This is a genomic window from Klebsiella sp. CN_Kp091 (assembly GCF_040065095.1).
GTDB lineage: Bacteria > Pseudomonadota > Gammaproteobacteria > Enterobacterales > Enterobacteriaceae > Klebsiella > Klebsiella aerogenes.
Genome location: NZ_JBEAIO010000009.1, coordinates 99,007 through 121,973, shown reverse-complemented (window position 1 = coordinate 121,973; position 22,967 = coordinate 99,007). Strand labels below are relative to the sequence as shown.

The 22,967-nt window shown below is 59.8% G+C and carries 22 protein-coding genes; 9 read left to right on the top strand and 13 right to left on the bottom strand.

Annotated features, from left to right (window positions below; translation table 11 throughout):
- The first annotated feature begins 87 nt into the window (after positions 1–87).
- A complete protein-coding gene (gene norV / locus ABLV17_RS09855) occupies positions 88–1,536 on the top strand; it encodes an anaerobic nitric oxide reductase flavorubredoxin (RefSeq protein ID WP_047064118.1) in 1,449 nt (482 codons plus the stop codon).
- Positions 1,533–2,666: an NADH:flavorubredoxin reductase NorW gene (gene norW, locus ABLV17_RS09850; protein WP_348854224.1), complete on the top strand. Its 1,134-nt coding sequence runs from the start codon at positions 1,533–1,535 to the stop codon at positions 2,664–2,666. The genes norV and norW overlap by 4 nt, the downstream gene beginning before the upstream one ends.
- 309 nt (positions 2,667–2,975) lie before the next feature.
- On the opposite strand, the gene ABLV17_RS09845 is transcribed toward norW, so the two are convergent.
- From ABLV17_RS09845 to ABLV17_RS09830, 4 genes are all read right to left on the bottom strand, one after another.
- On the bottom strand, positions 2,976–3,989 hold the full coding sequence (locus tag ABLV17_RS09845; RefSeq protein ID WP_047044127.1) for a HoxN/HupN/NixA family nickel/cobalt transporter: 1,014 nt from the start codon (positions 3,987–3,989) through the stop codon (positions 2,976–2,978).
- Between the two features lies 1 nt (position 3,990).
- Complete coding sequence (hypF, locus tag ABLV17_RS09840; RefSeq protein WP_308958576.1) at positions 3,991–6,219, bottom strand: carbamoyltransferase HypF; 2,229 nt, start codon at positions 6,217–6,219, stop codon at positions 3,991–3,993.
- 8 nt (positions 6,220–6,227) lie between these two features.
- Complete coding sequence (gene hydN / locus ABLV17_RS09835) at positions 6,228–6,755, bottom strand: electron transport protein HydN (protein ID WP_015370036.1); 528 nt, start codon at positions 6,753–6,755, stop codon at positions 6,228–6,230.
- A gap of 134 nt (positions 6,756–6,889) precedes the next feature.
- Positions 6,890–7,903, bottom strand: a complete 1,014-nt coding sequence (locus tag ABLV17_RS09830; protein WP_308958577.1) for a LacI family DNA-binding transcriptional regulator — start codon at positions 7,901–7,903, stop codon at positions 6,890–6,892.
- Between the two features lie 267 nt (positions 7,904–8,170).
- Here ABLV17_RS09830 and ascF point away from each other — a divergent pair, with 267 nt between their 5' ends.
- Positions 8,171–9,607 (top strand): PTS cellobiose/arbutin/salicin transporter subunit IIBC, encoded by a 1,437-nt coding sequence (ascF, locus tag ABLV17_RS09825; protein WP_308958578.1) that lies wholly within the window; start codon positions 8,171–8,173, stop codon positions 9,605–9,607.
- Between the two features lie 25 nt (positions 9,608–9,632).
- Positions 9,633–11,057, top strand: coding sequence for a 6-phospho-beta-glucosidase (locus ABLV17_RS09820; protein WP_308958579.1), 1,425 nt, complete (start codon positions 9,633–9,635; stop codon positions 11,055–11,057).
- Between the two features lie 104 nt (positions 11,058–11,161).
- Here the strand turns inward: ABLV17_RS09820 and hycI are convergent, their stop codons facing one another.
- The 9 genes from hycI to hycA all read right to left on the bottom strand — a co-directional run bounded on the left by hycI (position 11,162) and on the right by hycA (position 19,005).
- Positions 11,162–11,671 carry a hydrogenase maturation peptidase HycI gene (hycI, locus tag ABLV17_RS09815; protein ID WP_308958580.1) on the bottom strand — a complete coding sequence of 170 codons (510 nt, stop codon included), beginning with the start codon at positions 11,669–11,671 and terminating at the stop codon, positions 11,162–11,164.
- Positions 11,664–12,074 (bottom strand): formate hydrogenlyase maturation HycH family protein, encoded by a 411-nt coding sequence (locus tag ABLV17_RS09810; protein WP_015370031.1) that lies wholly within the window; start codon positions 12,072–12,074, stop codon positions 11,664–11,666. The genes hycI and ABLV17_RS09810 overlap by 8 nt, the downstream gene beginning before the upstream one ends.
- Positions 12,071–12,838: an NADH-quinone oxidoreductase subunit B family protein gene (locus tag ABLV17_RS09805; protein ID WP_087858548.1), complete on the bottom strand. Its 768-nt coding sequence runs from the start codon at positions 12,836–12,838 to the stop codon at positions 12,071–12,073. Before ABLV17_RS09805 ends, ABLV17_RS09810 begins: the two co-directional genes overlap by 4 nt.
- Positions 12,838–13,380, bottom strand: coding sequence for a formate hydrogenlyase complex iron-sulfur subunit (locus ABLV17_RS09800; RefSeq protein ID WP_015370029.1), 543 nt, complete (start codon positions 13,378–13,380; stop codon positions 12,838–12,840). Before ABLV17_RS09800 ends, ABLV17_RS09805 begins: the two co-directional genes overlap by 1 nt.
- A gap of 9 nt (positions 13,381–13,389) precedes the next feature.
- The gene (gene hycE, locus ABLV17_RS09795; protein WP_015370028.1) at positions 13,390–15,099 is read right to left on the bottom strand and encodes a formate hydrogenlyase subunit HycE; all 1,710 of its coding nucleotides are present in this window, start codon (positions 15,097–15,099) and stop codon (positions 13,390–13,392) included.
- Between the two features lie 16 nt (positions 15,100–15,115).
- Positions 15,116–16,039 (bottom strand): respiratory chain complex I subunit 1 family protein, encoded by a 924-nt coding sequence (locus ABLV17_RS09790; RefSeq protein WP_308958581.1) that lies wholly within the window; start codon positions 16,037–16,039, stop codon positions 15,116–15,118.
- Positions 16,040–16,041: 2 nt separating this feature from the next.
- Positions 16,042–17,868 carry a formate hydrogenlyase subunit 3 gene (gene hycC, locus ABLV17_RS09785; protein WP_308958582.1) on the bottom strand — a complete coding sequence of 609 codons (1,827 nt, stop codon included), beginning with the start codon at positions 17,866–17,868 and terminating at the stop codon, positions 16,042–16,044.
- Complete coding sequence (locus ABLV17_RS09780; RefSeq protein ID WP_015370025.1) at positions 17,865–18,473, bottom strand: 4Fe-4S dicluster domain-containing protein; 609 nt, start codon at positions 18,471–18,473, stop codon at positions 17,865–17,867. The genes hycC and ABLV17_RS09780 overlap by 4 nt, the downstream gene beginning before the upstream one ends.
- Before the next feature lie 82 nt (positions 18,474–18,555).
- On the bottom strand, positions 18,556–19,005 hold the full coding sequence (gene hycA, locus ABLV17_RS09775) for a formate hydrogenlyase regulator HycA (protein WP_015370024.1): 450 nt from the start codon (positions 19,003–19,005) through the stop codon (positions 18,556–18,558).
- 212 nt (positions 19,006–19,217) lie between these two features.
- Between hycA and hypA the strand changes: the two genes are divergently transcribed.
- From hypA to hypE, 5 genes are read left to right on the top strand one after another with little or no spacing between them, the layout of a single operon-like run.
- A complete protein-coding gene (gene hypA, locus ABLV17_RS09770; protein WP_015370023.1) occupies positions 19,218–19,562 on the top strand; it encodes a hydrogenase maturation nickel metallochaperone HypA in 345 nt (114 codons plus the stop codon).
- Positions 19,563–19,568: 6 nt separating this feature from the next.
- Positions 19,569–20,441, top strand: coding sequence for a hydrogenase nickel incorporation protein HypB (hypB, locus tag ABLV17_RS09765; RefSeq protein WP_015370022.1), 873 nt, complete (start codon positions 19,569–19,571; stop codon positions 20,439–20,441).
- Positions 20,432–20,704 (top strand): HypC/HybG/HupF family hydrogenase formation chaperone, encoded by a 273-nt coding sequence (locus tag ABLV17_RS09760; protein ID WP_015703264.1) that lies wholly within the window; start codon positions 20,432–20,434, stop codon positions 20,702–20,704. The genes hypB and ABLV17_RS09760 overlap by 10 nt, the downstream gene beginning before the upstream one ends.
- Entirely contained in the window at positions 20,704–21,825 is a 1,122-nt protein-coding gene (hypD, locus tag ABLV17_RS09755) for a hydrogenase formation protein HypD (protein WP_230250362.1), read from the top strand. The genes ABLV17_RS09760 and hypD overlap by 1 nt, the downstream gene beginning before the upstream one ends.
- Positions 21,822–22,832, top strand: coding sequence for a hydrogenase expression/formation protein HypE (hypE, locus tag ABLV17_RS09750; protein ID WP_308958038.1), 1,011 nt, complete (start codon positions 21,822–21,824; stop codon positions 22,830–22,832). Before hypD ends, hypE begins: the two co-directional genes overlap by 4 nt.
- The last annotated feature ends 135 nt before the right edge of the window (positions 22,833–22,967 follow it).

The window sequence follows — 22,967 nt, the reverse complement described above, 5'->3', positions numbered from 1 at the left end:
TAATTATCAATGAATTAAAAAGTTGGCACGCAACTTGATATAAGCCAATCAACTGAGTTTAAACACACTGTATTGATTGAGGTTGCTATGTCTATTGCGGTTAAAAATAACATTCTTTGGGTTGGCCAACGCGATTGGGAAGTGCGTGATTTCCACGGCACCGAATATAAAACGCTGCGCGGCAGCAGCTACAACAGCTATCTCATTCGCGAGGAGAAAAACGTGCTGATCGATACCGTCGATCATAAATTCAGCCGCGAGTTCGTGCAGAACCTGCGCAGCGAAATCGATCTGGCTGACCTCGACTATATCGTCATTAACCACGCCGAAGAGGACCATGCCGGCGCGCTGACCGAACTGATGATGCAGATCCCGGATACGCCGATTTACTGCACCGCCAACGCCATCGACTCGATCAACGGCCACCATCATCATCCGGAGTGGAACTTCCACGTGGTGAAAACCGGCGATACTCTCGATATCGGTAATGGTAAACAGCTGATCTTCGTGGAAACGCCGATGCTGCACTGGCCTGACAGCATGATGACCTACCTGACCGGCGACGCGGTGCTGTTCAGCAACGACGCCTTCGGCCAGCACTACTGCGACGAACACCTGTTCAACGATGAAGTGGACCAGATTGAACTGTACGAACAGTGCCAGCGCTACTACGCCAACATCCTGACGCCCTTCAGCCGCCTGGTGACGCCGAAAATTACTGAAATCCTCGGCTTCAACCTGCCGGTGGATATGATTGCCACCTCCCACGGCGTGGTCTGGCGCGATAACCCGACGCAAATCGTCGAGAAATACCTCGAGTGGGCGGCGGATTACCAGGAAGATCGCATCACGATTTTCTACGACACCATGTCCAATAACACCCGTATGATGGCGGACGCCATCGCTCAGGGGATCACTGAAGTCGACCCGCGAGTAGCGGTAAAAATCTTCAACGTCGCCCGCAGCGACAAAAACGACATTCTCACCAATGTTTTCCGCTCGAAAGGCGTGCTGGTGGGCACCTCCACCATGAACAACGTGATGATGCCGAAAATCGCCGGGCTGGTGGAAGAGATGACCGGGCTGCGTTTTCGCAATAAACGCGCCAGCGCCTTTGGCTCACACGGCTGGAGCGGCGGCGCGGTAGACCGTCTGTCCACCCGCCTGCAGGATGCCGGCTTTGAGATGTCGCTGAGCCTGAAAGCCAAATGGCGCCCGGATATCGACGCGCTGGAACTGTGCCGCCAACACGGTCGTGACATCGCCCGCCAGTGGGCCCTCTCTCCGCTGCCGGTTGCTGAAGCAGCGACAACGCCGGAACCACAGGATTGCGTCTGCGCCGCCGCCGCGGCCGCTGACCTCGGTCCCATGATGCAGTGCAGCGTGTGCCAGTGGGTCTATGACCCGGCGAAAGGCGAACCTAACCAGGATGTACAACCGGGGACGCCGTGGAGTGAAGTGCCGGACAATTTCCTCTGCCCTGAGTGTTCTCTTGGCAAAGATGTCTTTGACGTACTGGCGACGGAGGCAAAATGAGTGATGGCATCGTCATCATCGGCTCGGGCTTCGCGGCCCGCCAGCTGGTGAAAAATATTCGCAAGCAGGATACGCAAATCCCGCTGACGTTAATCGCCGCCGATAGCATGGATGAGTACAACAAACCGGATCTCAGCCATGTCATCAGTCGCGGGCAGAAGGCCGACGATCTGACCCTGCAAAGCGCAGGCGAGTTCGCCGAGCAGTACAATCTGCGTTTGTTTCCCCATACCTGGGTAAGCGATATCGACGCCAAAAACCGGTTAGTGAAGAGCCAGGATAACCAGTGGCGCTACGACAAACTGGTGCTGGCCACCGGCGCGACGCCGTTTATCCCGCCGGTGCCGGGACGCGAGCTGATGCTGACGCTGAACAGCCAGCGCGAATATGGCGCGGCGCAGAGCCAGCTGCACGATGCGAAGCGCGTGCTGATCGTCGGCGGCGGCCTGATTGGCTGTGAACTGGCGATGGATTTCTGCCGCGCCGGTAAAGCGGTAACGGTAGTCGACAATTCAGCCAGCGTGCTGGCGGCGCTGATGCCGCCGGAGGCCAGCAGCCGCCTGCAGCATCGGCTTACCGAGATGGGCGTACATCTGATGCTCAAGGCGCAGCTTGAGGGGTTAGAGCAAACCGCCGACGGCATTCGCGTCAGCCTCGACCGCCAGCGCGCGATAACCGTCGATGCGGTGGTGGCCGCCGCCGGCCTGCGCCCGGAAACGTCGCTGGCGCGCCATGCCGGATTGCAGATTAACCGCGGCGTGGTGGTCAATAACCAACTGCAAACCAGCGACCCGGCGATTTATGCGCTCGGCGACTGTGCGGAAATCAACGGTACGGTACTGCCGTTCCTGCAGCCGATTTTACTCAGCGCCATGTGCCTGAGTAAAAACCTGCTGGCGCAAGCGGGCGAGCTCACATTGCCGCCAATGCTGGTGAAAGTGAAAACACCGGATCTGCCGCTGCATCTGGCCGGCGACACCCGCCGCGACGATCTGACGTGGAATATCGTGGCCACCAAAGAGGGGCTGGTGGCGAAAGGCCTGGATGCCGAAAATCAGCTGCGGGCCTTTGTGGTGAGTGAAGACAAAATGAAGGAAGCTTTTGTGCTACTCAAGCAACTGGTGAGGTGATTACCGTCCAGGAAACTCTGTTTCGCCGGGTGGCGCTACGCTTACCCGGCCTACGGTCCGTGCGGCCTGCCTTTAATTTATTCACCATGCTGGCTGACACTACTGGTGCTGGCGATCTCAAAATCCCCCGGTGGCGCTGCCGCTTACCGGGGCTACAGCGCTTTGCGATTTGGTAGCCCGGAGAAGGCGCAACGCGCCGCGTCCGGGAAAACCCCTTAAAAAAGTTGCCAACCGATAACAGTATCTACAGTTCTGGTGAGGTGATGGTTTTCCCGGCTAAGCGCAGCGCAAGCCGGGAAAATAACCAGCCTAGCGCGCCAGATTATCGTAACCGCGCCAGCGATAATTTAGCACCGACAGCGCCCAACAAACGACGAACAGCCCCACCACCACAAACCCGGCATCGCCGAGGTTATCGTTTAACGCCCCTACCCAGCGCCACACCCCGCCGCTTAGGGCGAACTTATCCATTAACAGCCCCAGCGCCTCCAGGCCGCCGATAAACAGCGCCACCACCACCGAGGTACCGGTGATGGTCATATTGTAATAGAGCTTGCGCTGCGGCTTGCTGAACGCCCAGCCGTAGGCGCCGACCATCAGCACATTATCAAGCGTATCCACCAGCGCCATACCGCTGGCGAACAGCGCCGGGAAGACCATAATCGACCAAATCGAAATGCCGCTCGACGCGCCGGCGGCGGAAATACCCAGCACGCCGATTTCGGTGGCGGTATCAAAGCCAAGACCGAACAAAAAGCCCACCAGATACATCTGCCAGCTGCGGCTTATCAGCCGGAAGGTCTTGCCAAACAGCCAGCTCATCATACCGCCGCCGCTAACGATTTCGTCGCTGACCTTTTCACCGCGCTTCCACGCCTGGAAGCTGCGCCACACGCTGCGCAAAATCACCAGATTGACCAGCGCCATCGCCAGCAGGAACAGCGCCGATACCGCGGTGCCAATCACGCTGCCGGTATCGTGTAGCCAGCTCATCTGCTGGCTGAAGGCGGTGGCCGTCGCGGCAATCGCCGCCGACGCCAGCACCACGATCGACGAATGCCCTAGCGAGAACCACGCCCCGACGCCAAACGGCCGCCGCCCCTGCTGCATCATCTTGCGGGTGACGCTATCAATCGCCGCAATATGGTCGGCGTCGACCGCATGGCGCAGACCGTAACCCCAGGCCAGCAGACTGGCGGCCATCAATGCCCCGCTATCGCCAAACGCCTGAAACGCCCATAGCCAGGCCAGGGCGTTCGCGGCGATAAGTCCCAATACCAGCGCCGCCGCACGCGGCTGTTGGCGTAAAATCATCGTTATCATCTTAAATCCTTTGAGACTGCCAGCGGGCGGCGGCCACCACCGCCTGACCGTAGGCGATCGCGCCATCGCCAGCGGGAAGCTGCTGCGGCAAAAGCAAAGTAAAATCAGAGAGGTAATTGCTGAGGCGGGCGGCGAGCAGCTGATTATGCAGTACGCCGCCGCTACAAACGATCGTCGCTATCCCGCGGGAAGCGGCGCGGTCGCGCGCCAGCGCCGCCAGCCCGCAGGCCAGCGCATCATGAAAGGCCCAGGCTTTCTGCGCGGGCGTCGCCTGCCAGCGCAACCACTGTCGCCAGAAGGTGGCTAAATCCAGCTCGCCGCCGCGCCAGGGCAGCGTGACCGGATGGCTGACGCCCGGACAGCTGGCGGCCAGCGCCTCCAGCCGACAGGCCGCCTCGCCTTCGTAGCTCAGGCTCTCCGGCGCGCAATCCAGCGCGCAGGCGACGGCATCAAACAGCCGTCCGCAGGAAGAGGCGCGCGGCGAATTAATGCCGCGTTCGATGGCCTGCGCCAACAGCGGCCAGTTTCGCTGCCCCAGCGCGGCGGTTTGCGGGTATGACTGCCAGTCGGGAATAAATGCCAGGCACTGGGCCAACAAATTTCGCCACGGCTGGCGCGCCGCCAGATCGCCGCCCGGCAAAGCCACGGCCGGGAGGCCGCCAAGATGTTCGCATTCGCGGTAGTTCACCCGCAGGCATTCGCCGCCCCACAGCGCGCCGTTTTCCCCCATGCCAATGCCATCAAGGGTCAGGGCAATCACATCGCCGCCGTCGAGCGGCCAGCGGTGTTCTGCCAGGCAAGCCGCCGCGTGGGCATGGTGATGCAGTACCGGCTCGACCGGTAACGACATTGACGCCGCCCACTGTGTCGAGCGATAGCCGGGATGGGCGTCAACCGCCACCCGCTGCGGCGCAAATGCATAAATGCTCTGCATTAACTGCAGCGCACTGCGCCACTGTTGCTCGACGCCCTCCTCGCCGAGATCGCCAAAATGCTGGCTCAGCACCGCCTCGTCGCCGCGCGCCAGACAGAAGGTATTTTTCATATCCGCCCCCAGCGCCAGCAACGGCGGAATATTATCCAGGCCCGACGGCAGCGGCAGCGCATCCGGCACATAGCCACGGGCTCGGCGCAGCATCTCACCGCTTGAGCGCACCAGCGAATCGTCCATACGCTGCACGATATCGCGATTATGTAGCAGAAAACCGTCGGCGATATCGGCTAAGTCGGTGAGCGCTTCGCGATTACTCAATGCCGGAGGGCGGCCGCTGAAGTTGCCGGAGGTCATCACTATCGGGCGCGCCAGCGCCTGCAGAAGTAAATGCTGCAGCGGATTAGACGGCAGCATCACCCCAACTTCCGCAAGCCCTGGCGCAATCTCGTCACACAGGCCGGGAACCTGCGCTTTAGCCAGCAATACAATCGGCGCGGCGGGCGAGCGCAGCAGCGTTGCCGCCGCGGCGGGTAATCCCGTGGCCGTCGGCAGCATTACCGCCAGCGGTTTTGCCGGGCGCCGTTTTCGCGCGCGCAGCGCTGCCACCGCCACGCTATTACCGGCATCGCAGGCCAGATGAAAACCGCCAATCCCTTTTATCGCCACAATATCGCCCGCAGCCAGCCGCGCGATGGCCGCCTGCAGCGCCGCTTCAGCGAATAGCGTTAGCGTTCCCGCCCGCCACTCCAGCTGTGGGCCGCAATCGGCACAGGCCACCGGCTGGGCGTGAAAACGGCGATCGGCAGGCTCCCGGTACTCGGCAGCGCAGCGCGGACAAAGTGGGAACGGCGCCATCGCCGTAAAGGGACGATCGTATGGCATGGCGCGAATAATGGTGAAACGCGGCCCGCAGTGGGTACAGTTGATAAAGGGGTAACGGTAACGGCGTTCTTGCGGATCGTTCATCTCCGCCAGGCACGCCGGGCAGGTTGCGGCATCGGGAACAATCTGCGTGCGCATACTGCCGCCGCCGCTGTGGCGAATGGTGAAATCCTGAGGAAGCTTATGCCAGTGAAACGGGGTGCAGTCGGTGCTGTCAATACGCGCCAGCGGCGGGCAGTGACGGGCCAACGCGGCAGTAAAACCACCGTCGTCGCCGGTCAGTCTGACCAGCACGCCGTCGCCGTCGTTACAGACATCGCCGCCGCGCGCCATTTGCCGAGCCAGTTGCCAGACAAAGGGGCGGAAACCCACCCCCTGCACTTTGCCGCGAATGCGGATTTGCACCCCGTTCATGCGGCGTATTACCAGGCCAGCGCCGTACGGCGACGTTTTTCGAGGTTCATCTGCTCAAGCTTGTTGCGGTCGACGCAAACCAGCGCGTGCGTCGGGCAGGCTTCAATGCAGGCCGGACCGCTATCGCGCTGGTGGCACAGGTCGCACTTGTTGGCTTCGGCTTTTTCCGCCATGACGTTCAACCCGGCGCCGCTGTGGCGAACGACCGGGCGCACCACCACTTCCATCGCCCCATACGGGCAGGCCACGACGCAGGTTTTACAGCCGATGCAGCGCTCCTGCATCACGTGGACAAAGCCTTTATCGCGGCTGATGGCGCCGTTCGGGCAGACGTTGGCGCATGGCGCGTCTTCACATTGACGACAGGCCGTCGCCGTCGACACATTGACACCTTTGATCACGTGAATACGCGGCAGGAACGACTGCGGCGTCAGCGCGGCGCAATCCTGATTTTCCTGATGAGAGACCACGCAGGCCACTTCACAGGTGCGGCAGCCGATGCATTTGCTCGCATCGGCGATAATGAAACGGTTCATCCATTTCTCCAGCGGAAAGAAGTTAACGCGCCGGATTATGCATAATACGTTCCAACTTTTATTTCATTGAAATTTAAGGAAATTAAATTAACAGCAGCTGTCATCGTCACAACTGACGATGACAGCTGACGACATCAGACATGCGGGCCGCGCGCCAACGACTCGCGTTCAATCAGCTCGCCGGGGAAAGTTTGCTGATATTTAAATTCCCCGCCATCGAGCATAAAGATCAGCCTGTTGATGCTCTCTTTCATCATTTCGGTGACCGGAATTTTAACGCTGGAGAGCGAAGGGATCATATACGGCGCCAGCGCGATGTCATCGAAACCGATCACCGATACCTGCTGCGGCACCGCGATCCCCTGCTGGTACAGTTGCTTAATCGCGCCGATCGCCATGTCGTCATTACTGGCGACCAGCGCGCTGAAACTGACGCCGCGTTGGCAGAGCGCTTCGACAGCGGCAGCTCCGGTTTGTGGCGTCCAGCGCCCTTCGACGATCAGTTCTTGCCGCACGGGAAGCCCCAGGCCTGCCAGCGCGTCTTTATAACCAGAGAGACGCTCAACCCCGGTAGGCGAATCCAGCGAACCGGTGATAAACGCAATGTCACGATGCCCGCTGGCAATTAACTTTTCAACCGCCATCCGCGCCGAGGCTTTGTGATCGGACCATACGCAGTGGCTGGCGTGGCGGCGCAGGCGACGGTTCAGCACCACGATCGGCTGCTCATGATTGTCGATTATCTCATCCATCTCATCGACGCTAAGAAAGCGCGGATAGATGATGATCGCATCACAGCGCATATCGAGCAGATACTGAATCGCCTCACGCTCCTCTTGCGCGCTGTGTTTGCCATCGGCAAGGATCAGTTGCCGCCCCTGATCTTCCGTCAGCCGCGCCACGTGAAACAGCAGCTCGCTGAAATAAACGCCGTGATAAAGGGTGTTGGTTACCACCAGTCCGATAGTCTGGCTTTTTTTGGTCGCCAGATTACGCGCCAGCAGATTCGGCCGATAACCGCTTTCGGCAATTGCCTGAAACACCCGGTCTTTGGTTTCCTGGCTGACATAGCCGTTGCCCGACAGCACCCGCGACACGGTCGCCTTTGATACTCCCGCGCGCTTCGCAACCTCCAGCATCGTTGCCATGGGGTTCTTCCTGTAACTTAAGTTGCCTGCAGTGTACTGCACGTCTCGCCGTTTTTCAGCAGCCGACATCACCGGGATGCTTTCCAGCCGCTGCCTACAAAGCGATCAAAATCACAAATTTGCAAAGTGATTTTTTTAATTCTTGTATGACTCAATGAAACTCATCATGATTTTGTGGAACCGGTTTCCTATGCATATACCGCGCATAGCCGCCGTCAGGCGCTGGCGTGTAATCAGTACCCTATTGATAAAACAGGATAAAATCCGATGTCTAAAAATTATGCAGCCCTGGCGAACCAGATCCTGACGGCGCTCGGCGGCGCAGATAATGTCGTTGCCGTGACCCACTGCATGACCCGCCTGCGCTTCGTGGTGAAAGATAACCAACGCGTGGACGCCACGGCGCTGAAAGCGCTGCAAGGGGTACTTGGCGTCGTGCGTAGCGATAACCAATGTCAGGTGATCATCGGCAATACCGTCTCGCAGGCGTATCGCGAGGTGCTGAATCTGCTGCCCGGCGAGTTGCGCCCGGCGGAGCCGCAGGGGAAACCGCCGCTGACCTTAAAACGCGTCGGCGCCGGGATCCTTGATGCGCTGATCGGCACCATGTCGCCGCTGATCCCGGCGATTATCGGCGGATCGATGGTCAAACTGCTGGCGATGATCCTGGAGATGAGCGGCGCGTTGCCAAAAGGCTCTCCGACGCTGACCATTCTGACGCTTATCGGCGACGGCGCGTTCTTCTTCCTGCCGCTGATGGTTGCCGCTTCCGCGGCGGTAAAATTCAAAACCAATATGTCGCTGGCTATCGCTATCGCCGGGGTGCTGGTGCATCCGGGATTCATCGAATTAATGGCTAAAGCCGCGCAGGGAGAACACGTTGAGTTCGCCTTCATTCCGGTTACCGCGGTGAAATACACCTACACGGTGATCCCGGCGCTGGTGATGACCTGGTGCCTCTCTTATATCGAGCGCTGGGTCGATCGCATCACCCCGGCGGTGACGAAAAACTTCCTTAAACCGATGCTGATCGTGCTGATTGCCGCGCCGCTGGCGATCCTGCTGATTGGCCCGCTCGGCATCTGGATCGGCAGCGCGATCTCCGCGCTGGTGTACACGATCCATAGCTATCTCGGCTGGCTGTCGGTAGCGATCATGGGCGGACTCTGGCCGCTGCTGGTGATGACCGGGATGCACCGCGTCTTTACGCCAACCATCATTCAAACCATCGCCGAAACCGGCAAAGAGGGGATGGTGATGCCATCGGAAATCGGCGCCAACCTGTCGCTGGGCGGATCGTCGCTGGCGGTGGCGTGGAAAACCAAAAACCCGGAGCTGCGCCAGACCGCGCTAGCGGCGGCGGCATCGGCGATTCTGGCCGGGATTTCCGAACCGGCGCTGTACGGCGTGGCGGTACGTCTGAAACGCCCGCTGGTCGCCAGCTTAATCAGCGGCTTTATTTGCGGCGCGGTGGCGGGAATCGCCGGGCTGGCCAGCCATTCGATGGCGGCACCGGGGCTGTTCACCAGCGTCCAGTTTTTCGATCCGGCCAATCCGATGACTATCGTTTGGGTCTTTGGCGTGATGGCGCTGTCGGTGGTGCTCTCCTTTGTGCTGACGCTGCTGCTCGGTTTTGAAGATATCCCGGTAGAAAATGCCGCCGCCGACGCCAGACAGCGCCAGGGCGCGGCCACTCACGCCTGAACACTTTTTGAACGCGAGGTAACGCATGTCGAGTTTTCCACACGGATTTTTATGGGGCGGTGCTCTGGCCGCCAACCAGTCTGAAGGCGCTTATCTTGAGGGCGGCAAAGGGCTGACGACCGTTGATACTATTCCGCACGGCGCCCATCGCCTGGCGGTGAAGCTGGGCCAGGAGAAGCGCTTTACGCTTCGCGAAGATGAATTCTACCCAAGCCACGTGGCGATCGATTTTTACCATCGCTATAAAGAGGATATCGCCCTGATGGCGGAGATGGGGTTTAGCGTCTTCCGCACCTCTATCGCCTGGAGCCGACTGTTCCCGCGCGGCGATGAACAACAGCCAAACCCGGAAGGTATCGCCTTCTATCGTGCGATGTTTGAAGAGTGCAGAAAGTACGGGATCGAACCGCTGGTCACCCTGTGCCACTTTGATGTCCCGATGTATCTGGTGACGGAATATGGCTCATGGCGTAACCGGAAGATGGTCGATTTCTTCAGCCACTATGCGCGCACCTGTTTTGAAGCCTTTGACGGACTGGTGAAATACTGGCTCACCTTCAATGAAATCAACATTATGCTGCATAGTCCCTACTCCGGCGCCGGTCTGGTATTTGAGGAGGGAGAAAATCAGGAACAGGTGAAATACCAGGCCGCGCATCACGAGCTGGTGGCCAGCGCGCTGGCGACAAAAATAGCCCATCAGGTTAACCCGCAAAACCAGGTCGGCTGCATGCTGGCGGGCGGTAATTTCTACCCCTATTCCTGTAAGCCGGAAGATGTCTGGATGGCGCTGGAAAAAGATCGTGAAAACCTGTTCTTTATCGATGTGCAGGCACGCGGCGCGTATCCGGTGTGGGCCGCGCGGGTATTCCGCGAGAAAGGCGTCACTATTGCCAAACAGCCGGGCGACGACGAAATCCTCAAAAACACCGTTGATTTTGTCTCCTTTAGCTATTACGCCTCGCGCTGCGCGTCAGCGGAGATGAACGCCAGCAATACCAACGCCGCCAATATCGTCAAGTCGCTGAAGAATCCGTTCATTGCGGCCAGCGAATGGGGATGGGGCATCGATCCGCTCGGCCTGCGCATCACCATGAACATGATGTATGACCGCTATCAGAAACCGCTATTCCTCGTGGAAAACGGGCTCGGCGCGCGCGATGAAATTGACGCCAACGGCGAAATCAACGACGACTACCGCATTAGCTATCTGCGCGAGCATATCAAGGCGATGCGCGACGCCATCGATGACGGCATTCCGGTCATCGGCTATACCAGCTGGGGCTGTATCGATTTGGTCTCCGCCTCCACCGGCGAGATGAGCAAGCGCTACGGTTTCGTGTATGTCGATCGCGACGATGCCGGAAACGGCACGCTTGCGCGCAAGCGCAAGAAATCGTTCTGGTGGTATAAGAAGGTCATCGCCAGCAACGGGGCGGATCTGGAGTAGTCGGTATTGCCGGGTGGCGGCTTACGCCTTACCCGGCCTACGGTCCGTACGGCCTGCCGTTATTTTATTCACCACGCTGGCTGAAACTACCGGTATTGGTGTCCTCAAAATCGCTGAGACGTTCCCGGAAGGCCAGGGAACGCCTGCTCCTCGGCCGCTTCCAGCGCGGCAAAACCGCCCTGCCCCTGCCAGCCATCAAGCCGCGCGTATACCGTCGCGACGGCATCCTTAACAGGCTGAGTCATCGGGTAATAGAAACCGACTATATCGGGCTGAATGCCCACAAAAATCACCTCGCCAATATCCTCTTTTAACTGATCGATAAGATAGTTAAGCGGCATATTGTGGGTGGTCATCATAAACATGTCGGCGATATCGTCCGGGTCGACAATGCGAATTTCGCCAGGGTTGAGCCCCATATCGGTTGCATCGACGATCAGCAGCCGCGTCGGGCGCAGTTCGCGGATGGCGACGATATCGTTTTCCGGCGCGCTGCCGCCGTCAATCACCACCCAGCCGCCGACCGGATTGGCCGCGCACATTTCCGCCAGCAGCGGGCCTGCGCCGTCATCGCCCATCATGCTGTTGCCGACACACAGTAAAACGTCAGTCACGTAGTCTCCTCACCATCAGATAGATGGCGCTTTCCTGGTGAATATCGTGCAGCATGCTGAGCAGGGTTTTACTCCACGCCTGCTGCTGCGGGGTCTGCGCGGACTGCGCTTTATCAAAGGCATTAGCCAGCATCGCCACGTGATTACTGTCGATAACAATCTCGCCATACTTCGGCACGCCTTCCATTTTGCGCCGCGCGGCGCTGCCCGCCTCCAGCGTGCCAATCCACGCCAGATAGTCCTCCCACGGGCAGCTTAACGCCGCTTCCAGGCAGTCAATGACGCCGAGGTGGTGGCCAATCGCCAGGCTGTAATAGACCACCTGCTGCGCCTGATCCGGCGTCGCGTCGTTCTCATCAATAAATTTACGGCTCAGCTGACTGAACACCACCGTCTCGCTCATCGGATACGCGCCCCCTCGACCACCTGATTCAGGTGCGTGACGATCTCGGTCAGACGCGGATCTTTCTCCGCCTCCAGCCAGCGCAGTACCTGGTTATCGCCCTGCCCCAGTAGACGCATATAGTCGTCGGCAATCTGGCGACCATAGCGATAGCCGGCCAGACGGCGCGCTTCGCGATCGATACGCACCCGCAGCGGCTGCACCATGTTGGGATGCAGCAATTCGGTTGGCTGTTCGTCAAGCTCGCCCGGCAGGCGAGCGTGGATTTTTTGCTCCAGCAGACCAAGCGCCATCGCAAAACCGTACAGCGTGGCGGCAGGCGTCGGCGGACAACCCGGAATATAGACGTCGACCGGCACGATTTTGTCGGTGCCGCCCCATACGCAATACAGATCGTGGAAGATACCGCCGCTGTTGCCGCAGGCGCCGTAAGAGATGCAGATTTTCGGATCCGGCGCCGATTGCCAGGCGCGCAGCGCCGGCGAACGCATCGCGCGGGTCACCGCGCCGGTGAACAGCAGAATATCGGCATGGCGCGGCGACGGCACTACTTTAATTCCGAAGCGTTCGGCGTCGAAAAGCGGCGAAAGGGTGGCGAAAATCTCGATTTCACAGCCGTTACAGCCGCCGCAGTCGACGCGATAAACGTAGGCGGAACGTTTGATTTTTTTCAGCAGCGAGGCCTTCATGCTGGCGATGGATTCCTCCACCGTCATCGGCAGCGGAATGCCGTTTTCATCGCGCGGGCCTAATAAATTGCTCATCAGCTGGCCTCCCTCATGTGGCGAGTCAGTTCAATACGATCGGATGGCACCAGGCATTTCTGACGCTTGCATTCCGGGCAGGTCTCAAAGCTTTCACGGTGCAATTCGGCGCGGGTATCGCCGTTGTGCTTAAGCAGCGCGATAGCGTAGTCGATCTCTTTTTGTACCGCGAAAGGCCGTTCGCAGACCCGACAGTGGCAGATGGCAAAGCGCGATTGCTGGAGGAAATCCTCTTTTTTCCACACCGCCAGTTCATACTCCTGCGACAGCTTAATCGCCGCCGTCGGGCAAACTTCTTCACAGCGGCCGCAGAAAATGCAGCGCCCGAGGTTGAACTGCCACGCCAGCTGGTTAGTCGCCAGATCGGTCTCTACCGTCAGGGCGTTAGACGGACAAGCATTCACGCAGGCCGCGCAGCCGATGCACTGCTGCGGATTGTGTTCCGGTTTGCCGCGGAAGTTTTTATCCACCGGCATCGGCTCCAGCGGATAGGAGTGGGTCGCGGTGCCGGTCTTGATGACTTTTTTGATAAAGGTAAACATGGCGATTCCTTATTTCAGCGGCGAGTTTTTACGCTCGATGCTGTAGCGCTCCAGCTCTTTGTACGGCACCACTTTGCTCTTTTTCTTACGCACATCGACCACCGTCATGCGGTCGGTACAGGAGTAGCAAGGGTCGAGGCTGCCAATAATCAGCGGCGCGTCGGAGACGGTGTTGCCGCGCAGCATATAGCGCAGGGTCGGCCAGTTGGCGTAGGTCGCCGCACGGCAGCGCCAGCGGTACAGTTTTTGGTTGTCGCCGGTCATGCTCCAGTGGATATCGTCGCCGCGCGGCGCTTCCGAGAAGCCCAGCGCGAAGCGGTGCGGAATATAGGTGAAGCCATCCACCATCAGCGGGCCGCCGGGCAGATTGTCGAGACCGAAATCAATCATATTCAGCGCGGTATAAACTTCGTTGATACGCACCTTGAGGCGGGAAATCACGTCGCAGCCCTGCTCGCTGTGAACTTCCATCGGCAGCAGACCGTAACCAACGAACGGGTGATCGGCGCGAGTATCGCGGGCGTGGCCGCTGGCGCGGACCATCGGGCCGACGTTACTGAAGTCGCGGGCGATTTCTGGATCCAGACGGCCAATACCGACGGTGCGCTGTTCCATGTTCGGCGTGCTGAGCAACATATCCACCAGCTCCTGCACATCGCGGCGCATCTGCTGCGCCAGCTGGCGGGTCTGGATCATGTCCTCTTTCAGCAGATCGCGGCGAATCCCGCCGATCAGGTTCATACCGTAGGTTTTACGCGCGCCGGTGAGGATCTCCGCCATCTTCATTGAGGTTTCGCGCACGCGGAAGAACTGCATAAAGCCGGAGTCAAAGCCGGTGAAGTGGCATGCCAGACCAAGGTTCAGCAGGTGCGAGTGCAGGCGTTCCACTTCCAGCAGAATGGCGCGGATCATCTGCGCGCGCTCCGGCACCACGATGCCCATCGCGTTTTCCACCGAGGTGGTATAGGCGGTACTGTGGGCGAAGCCGCAGATGCCGCATACCCGGTCCGACAGGAACGTTACTTCGTTGTAGCCCATGCGGGTTTCCGCCAGCTTTTCCATGCCGCGATGGACATAGAACAGGCGGTAATCGGCGTCGATAATGTTCTCGCCGTCGACAAACAGACGGAAGTGTCCAGGCTCATCGGAGGTGACGTGCAGCGGGCCAATCGGCACCACGTTGTTTTTCTTACTGCCGAGCTCGTTAATGAACTCGTAGGTCTCCGCGTCGGTGGTCGGCGCCGGGCGCTGGCGGTAGTCCATGCTGTCTTTACGCAGCGGATAGAGTTCATCCGGCCAGTCGTCCGGCAGCACCAGGCGGCGCTCGTCCGGCAGGCCCACCGGCACCAGACCGTACATATCGCGTACTTCGCGCTCGCCCCATACCGCCGCCGGCACGCGCGGGGTCACCGACGGATATTCCGGTTTATTAGCATCGACTTCCACGCGCACGGTGATCCAGCACTTCGTGCCCTGCTCCATCGACAGCACATAGTAAACCGCATAGTGGCCGTTCAGCTTACGTTCGTCGTTGCCGAACAGTACCGACAGCCAGCCGCCCTGCTTGTAGTACAGGAACTCGACCACTTCCGGCAGGTAGTTAACCTTCACGGTGACGGTTAGCTGATCTTTGGTCTGCCAGGCTTCGTCCAGCACCACGCCAGGGAAGGCCTGGTGCAGCGCCGCAAGATAGTGTTGACCGATTTTTTCTTCAGACATGCTCAAATTCTCTTAATCACGCCACCAGCAAGGAGACGAAAGCTAAAAAGGCGAAACCAAACCCGGCCCAGGTGACGCGGGAAGTGGCACAGAAGCGCAGACGCGCCATGCTGTTTTCGAACAGCGCGATAATCAGCACTCCCACCACCAGCTTGACGATGGCGACCACCAGCGCCAGCAGCAGTCCCGGCGTGCTGAAGCTGGTCATCTGTCCCCACGGGATAAACACGCCGACGAACATCTGCAGTACCACTAGCTGTTTCAGGCTGATGCCCCACTTCAGCACCGCAAAACCGCTACCGCTATACTCGGAAAGCGGTCCTTCCTGCAGTTCCTGTTCGGCCTCGGCTAAATCGAACGGCAGTTTGCCCATTTCGATAAAGGTGGCGAAGGCGCAGGCGCACAGCGCCAGGATCAGCGGGATGCTGCGCGCGGCGGGCCAGTGGTAAATGGTGTCGGTAATCGCGCTAATATGGGTGGAACCGGCTACCTGCGCCGCGACCCACAGCCCAAGCAGCAGGATCGGTTCGACCAGCACGCCGAGCATCGCTTCACGGCTGCTGCCGATGGCGGTGAACGGACTGCCGGTATCCAGGCCGGAAATGGCGAAGAAGAAACGGGCGATGGCGAACAGGTAGATAAGCGTAATCAGGTCGCCCAGCCCCGGCAGCGGTGAATCTATGGTCACCACCGGCAGCGCGGCGGCGATGGTCAGCATCACGCCAACCATCACAAACGGCGTCAGGCGGAATACCCAGCCGGAAGCGTCCGGGCCCACGCTCTGGCGGCCCAGCAGTTTCAGGATATCCCGATACTCCTGCAGTACGCCCGGCCCGCGGCGGTTATGCAGGCGCGCGCGGGCAACGCGGGTCAGGCCGGACAGCAGCGGCGCGACGGCAAAAAGTACCAGCGCCTGTATTAATGCAACGAATAGGTTCACTCTCAGGCTCCTCGCGAAATCACAATCACCACCAGTACCGCCAGTTCGATCAGCGCCACGCCGCGCAGCAAGGCGGGCGCGGAGGCGTTCTGCCAGCCGGGCACCAGCCGTACCGGATTCAACCAGTGACGCAGCTTCAGCAGCGGCGCAAAGGCTTCTTTCACCGGCATGGCGAAGCCGTGGGCGGTGACCACCATTGCTTGTTCATGGTCGTAGCCGCAGACCCACGCCGCGCCGCGCGAGCGCGCCGGCAGGCGGTCGCCTTTGAAGAAGATCATCAGCAGGAACGGCAGCAGCGGACAGGCAATCAGCAGAATGGCGATCAGCGGCTGCGATACGACGCTAGTGGCCTGCGCTGGAACCGGAATGACGTGGCCGACCAGCGGCAACAGCCACGGCGCCGCCACGCCGCCGATGACGCAGGACGCGGCGGCCAGCACCACGCTTAAGGTCATCAGCCAGGGCGCGCAGGTGGCGTTTTCCGCCTCTTTACTGCGCGGCGCGCCGAGGAAGGTGACGCCGTAGACTTTGGCCATACACATCACCGCCAGCGCCCCGGTAATCGCCAGGCCAACCGCCAGCAGCGGCCCCAGCAGACGGCCGATAAACACCTCGCCGGTGCTCAGCTTGAAGAAGGATTGATAGATAACCCATTCGCCGGCAAAGCCGTTCAGCGGCGGCAGCGCGGCCATCGCCATCAGCCCCACCAGCATGGCGAGTGAAATCAGCGGCATTTTTTTACCGATGCCGCCCAGCTTCTCGATATCGCGATGGCCGGTACGGAACCACACCGCCCCCGCGCCAAGGAACAGCGTGGTTTTGAACAGGCTATGGTTGATCAGGTGGTACATGCCGCCGATAAAGCCCAGCACCATCAGCGCATTATTGCCGGTAGCAATACCGGTGACGAACGCGCCGAGGCCAAGCAGAATAATGCCGATGTTTTCCAGGGTGTGGTAAGCCAGCAGGCGCTGGATGTTATGTTCCATCAGCGCGTACAGCCCGCCGATAAAGGCGGTAATCATCCCCAACACCAGCAGCAGCACGCCCCACCACAGCGGTGGCACGCTACCGGCCAGCGACACGGTCAGGATACCGTACAGACCGACCTTCATCACCACCGTAGAAAACAGCGCGGCGGCCGGGGCACTGGCGCCCGCATGCGCCTGTGGCGCCCAGCCGTGCAGCGGGATTACCCCGGCGAGCAGGGCAAAACCGAGCAGACCCGGCAGCCACAGCGCCATGTTCTGCGGCGCGCCGGCGGCCAACTGGCTAATCGCCGCCAGATCGAGAGTGCCGTAGAACGACCACACCAGCCAGCAGGTCCACGCCAGCAGCAGGGTACCGAGACGCCCCAGCGCAAACCACAGTTTGCCGGACTGCGCGCAGCCGGTAAGGAACGCGGCGCACAGCGCCATGATTTCCGCCATCACCACCAGGCTGCCGAAGTTAGTCACCACCACCGCGCAGGTGGCGGCAGCCAGCAGCAGGTTAACCAGCAGGCCGTTGGATTTGACCTGCGGATGACGATGCCAGGAAATGTTAAACAGCGAAATCGGCAGCGCCGACAGGCCGATAGCCAACAGCCACAGAGCGTTAATCCCGCCCACCCGCATCGCCAGATGCAGATACTGCAGCATGCCGCCGTTGATCCGCTCCGGCGCGATCAGCGCCGAGAAGCCGGCGACGATTAACATCGCGCTGGCGACCGCGCCGCCGATCCCGGCAATCGCGCCGCTCAGCGGTTTACGCAAACTAAATAAAAACGCCAGCACCGCGCTGGCGGCATACCAGGCAACCGCCTGATTCACTAATGCAACCACGCTCATTTCACGCCCCCTTGTTGCGCCTGAAACAGCGACAAATCGCCGAGGTCGGTATTAAAGGTCAGTTCGCGCTTACGCTTGCTGGACTTAGCAATATCGCGAATATCCACTAGCACTAAGGCTTTGGTCGGACAGGTGCGCACGCAGGCCGGGCCCTGCTCATCAAAGTGGCAGAGGTCGCATTTCACGGCGATAGCGCGAACGCCCGGCACCCAGTCGAGCAGCGAGCTGACGCGAGCCGGAGCCGGCGGCGCGGCGGGCGCCATCGGCGTGTTAGCGTTGGCGGGAATATCCAACGGACGGCTGCCGGAGAATTCAATCGCGCCGAACGGGCAGGCGATGCCGCACAGTTTGCAGCTCACGCACAGGCTTTCATTCAGCTGTACCGCGCCGTCAACGCGAGTAATGGCGTTGACCGGGCACACCGCGGCGCAAGGCGCGTCTTCGCAGTGGTGGCACATCTGCGGCGCAGACTCTTTTTCATTACGCATGACCTGCAGGCGCGGCATACTTTGCAGGCCATACTGGCGGTGCGTCTCGGAACAGGCGGCTTCGCAGGTGCGGCAGCCAATACAGACGCTGGAATCAGCAATTACAAAACGGTTCACCGGGTCATCCTCGGGTGAAAGTCACTTTTGACGAAATCAGGCCGCGCAGGTGTCGGTTTCGACACTTGTCGACACTTCACAATTAATGGACCTGCGCCAGATGGCTTAAATCCACCGGCTGGTCGCGCTCCATGGCCTCATACAGACGGTCATAGACGGTGGCGATGATCGCCAGGTAGTGTTCCAGCACCGCTTCGCGGGAACGGTTACTGATGCGACCGTCAATCACCCCTTCCGCATCCAGCGTCGCTTGGGCGATCAGCCGTTTGTCATCGCCATTTTTGCTTTCTACGTAGTATTCGATGGTGTGGCTGTTAAAGCCTTCCGCCAGCGCGACATATACCTGAAAGTGGCCGAACAGCACGAAGCACAGCTCTTTGTCCGGCGCGCAGCTCATCGCGTGATGCAGACGCGCTTTCGACAGGGTGATGCCCTGAACCAGCGAGTTGCAGTAAGTGTGCCACTGCTCCTGATGCTGGCGGTGACGATCGGCGATGTAGTCCGCCTTTTCACTTAATTCCCAAATTGTCATCCCGGATCCTCCCGTTACATGAGATGCACCGGTTAAGCATTTTCCATGCCAAAATTTATTTATATGAATTTAAAGGAATTATTAAAAATACTGGCGCCATCGCGACATGTCGATGACAGCCATCCGTCGTCGTCATCGACAGTTCCCCCACCGTTTATGGTCTCCTGGCATCGTTATTGCATATAGCCGCCATAGTATTAACGGAGGCCAACATGCACGAAATCACGCTAAGCCAGCGGGCGCTGGAAATTATTGAGCAACAGGCGCGGCAAAACGGCGCGCGCCGGGTCACCGGCGTGTGGCTGAAGGTTGGCGCGTTTTCCTGCGTGGAGGCCAGCGCCCTCACCTTCTGTTTTGAACTGGTGTGCCGCGGCACGCTGGCGGAAGGCTGCGCGCTGCACATTGCCGAGCAACAGGCCGAATGCTGGTGTGAACGCTGTCAGCAGTATGTGCATCTTGTCTCTCAGCACGTCCGCCGCTGCCCGCACTGCGATAACGACCAGTTGCAGATCGTGGCGGATGATGGCTTACAGATTCAGCGTTTAGAATTGGAGTAAAAGATTATGTGTACGACATGCGGCTGCGGAGAAGGCAACCTTTATATCGAAGGCGATGAACATAACCCGCACTCGGCGTTTCGCAGCGCCCCCTTCGCCCCCGCCCCGCGCCAGACCATGACCATCACCGGCGTAAAAACCGATAACTTCTCCCCGACCCGCAGCGCGCAAGGCGATCTGCATTACGGCCACGGCGAAGCCGGTACCCACGCGCCGGGCCAGAGCCAGCGGCGGATGCTGGAAGTCGAAATCGACGTGCTGGATAAAAACAACCGCCTGGCGGCGCGCAACCGCGCGCGCTTCGCGGCGAATAACCAACTGGTGCTAAATCTGGTCTCCAGTCCCGGCTCCGGTAAAACCACCCTGCTCACCGAAACCCTGACCCGCCTGAAAGGCATCGTCGACTGCGCGGTCATTGAAGGCGATCAGCAGACGGTCAACGATGCCGCGCGCATCCGCGCCACCGGCACGCCGGCGATTCAGGTCAATACCGGCAAGGGCTGCCATCTCGATGCGCAAATGATTGCCGACGCCTCTGCGCGCCTGCCGGCTGGCGATAACGGCATTCTGTTTATCGAAAACGTCGGTAACCTGGTCTGCCCGGCCAGCTTCGACCTTGGCGAACGTCATAAAGTGGCGGTGCTGTCGGTTACCGAGGGAGAAGATAAACCGCTGAAGTATCCGCATATGTTTGCCGCCGCCAGCCTGATGCTGCTCAACAAAGTCGACCTGCTGCCGTACCTCAACTTTGACGTCGAGAAGTGCCTCGCCTGCGCGCGGGAAGTGAATCCGCATATCGAGATTATTTTGCTCTCCGCCACCAGCGGCGAAGGCATGGACCAGTGGCTTAACTGGCTGGAGACGCAGCGATGTGCATAGGCATTCCGGGGCAAATTCGCACGATTGACGGGGTGATGGCGAAGGTGGAAGTGTGCGGCATTCAGCGCGAAGTCGATCTGACGCTGGTCGGCGCCGTCGACGAGCAGGGCCAGCCGCGCATCGGTCAGTGGGTGCTGGTACACGTCGGGTTCGCCATGAGCGTGATTAACGAAGCCGAAGCGCGTGATACCCTCGAGGCGCTGCAAAACATGTTCGAGGTTGAACCGGACGTCGGCGCGCTGCTGTACGGCGAGGAGCGATAATGCGTTTTGTTGATGAATACCGCGCGCCGGAGCAGGTGCTGCAGCTGGTCGAACATCTGCAGCAGCGCGCCCGGCTGCTGGACTACAGTGAAGCCCGCCCGCTGCGGATGATGGAGGTCTGCGGCGGCCATACCCACGCCATCTTCAAATTCGGCCTCGACCAGCTATTACCGAACAATATTGAATTTATTCACGGCCCCGGCTGCCCGGTGTGCGTTCTGCCGATGGGCCGCATTGATGCGTGTATCGAGATAGCCAGCCGTCCGGGAGTTATTTTCTGCACCTTTGGCGATGCAATGCGCGTGCCGGGAAAAAACGGGTCGCTGCTGCAGGCGAAGAGTCGCGGCGCCGATGTGCGAATCGTTTACTCGCCGATGGACGCCCTGCGGCTGGCGCAGCAGAATCCGCAGCGCGAGGTGGTGTTTTTCGGTCTCGGTTTTGAAACCACCATGCCCGCCACCGCGCTGACGCTGCGTCAGGCCCGCGAGCGCAACGTCGGCAACTTCTACTTTTTCTGTCAGCACATCACCCTACTGCCAACGCTGCGCAGCCTGCTGGACCAGCCGGACAACGGTATCGATGCGTTTCTCGCCCCCGGCCACGTCAGTATGGTGATTGGCACCGACGCCTACGGTTTCATCACCAGCGACTATCATCGGCCATTAGTCGTTGCTGGATTTGAACCAGTTGATCTACTGCAAGGCGTGATCATGCTGGTTGAGCAGAAAATAGCGCAGCGCAGTCAGGTAGAGAATCAGTACCGTCGCGTGGTGCCGGATGCCGGTAACGCGCTGGCGCAGGCGGCAATCGCCGAGGTCTTTTGCCTGAGCGGCGATAGCGAATGGCGCGGCCTGGGGACGATCAACGATTCCGGCGTTTGCCTGACGCCAGATTATCAACGCTTTGACGCCGAGGCCCATTTCCGCCCGGCGCCTCAGCGCGTTTGCGACGACCCGCGCGCCCGCTGCGGTGAAGTGCTGACCGGGCGTTGTAAACCACACCAGTGCCCGCTGTTTGGCCGCGTCTGCAATCCACAGAGCGCCTTTGGCGCGCTGATGGTCTCCTCAGAGGGCGCCTGCGCCGCCTGGTATCAATATCGCAGTCAGGAAAATAAAGCATGAAAAGCATTCAGTTAGCTCACGGTAGCGGCGGTCAGGCGATGCAGCAACTCATTGGCGAGCTGTTTATGCAGGCCTTCGCCAACCCCTGGCTGGCCGAACAGGAAGATCAGGCGCGTTTAGATCTCGCCGGGCTTGCCGCCCAGGGCGATCGGCTGGCCTTCTCAACGGACAGCTACGTTATTGACCCACTGTTTTTCCCCGGCGGCGATATCGGCAAGCTGGCGGTCTGCGGCACCGCCAACGACGTGGCGGTCAGCGGCGCCGTGCCACGCTATCTCTCCTGCGGGTTTATCCTCGAAGAGGGGCTGGAGATGGCGACGCTGGAAGCGGTGGTGCGCAGCATGGCAACTACCGCTCAGCAGGCCGGGATTGCCATTGTGACCGGCGATACCAAAGTGGTGCCGCGCGGCGCAGCGGATAAATTATTCATCAATACCGCCGGTATTGGCGCCATCCCCGGCGATATTCACTGGGGAGCGCAGCAGATTAGCGCCGGCGATGTGCTGCTGGTCAGCGGCACGTTAGGCGATCACGGCGCCACCATTCTTAACCTGCGCGAACAGTTGGGGCTGGACGGCGCGTTATCCAGCGACTGCGCGGTGCTGACGCCGCTTATCCAGACCCTGCGCGAGATTCCGGGCATCAAAGCGCTACGCGACGCCACTCGCGGCGGCGTCAACGCGGTGGCGCACGAGTTCGCCGCTACCAGCGGCTGCGGTATCGAACTGCATGAAGCGAAGCTGCCGGTCAACGATACGGTACGAGGCGTCTGCGAACTGCTGGGCCTGGACGCGCTGAATTTCGCCAACGAAGGTAAACTGGTAATTGCCGTCGCCAGAGAAGCCGCGCCGCGCGTACTTGAGCATTTACGGTCTCACCCGCTCGGACAGAATGCCGCGATAATTGGCGACGTTGTCGAGCGCGCCGGCGTGAGCTCCGTAGGGTTATATGGCGTTAAACGGACTCTCGATCTTCCCCACGCCGAGCCGCTACCGAGAATTTGCTAACCACTGAACCGGCCCGGAGGGCGGAGGTCGCCTTATCAGGTCGACCTCAACGACGGCAACAATTGTTTTATTAACAGACTATTATTTGATTCATCTCTTTATTCTGCGCCGCGCTGCGGCGCTTTTTGGACTTAA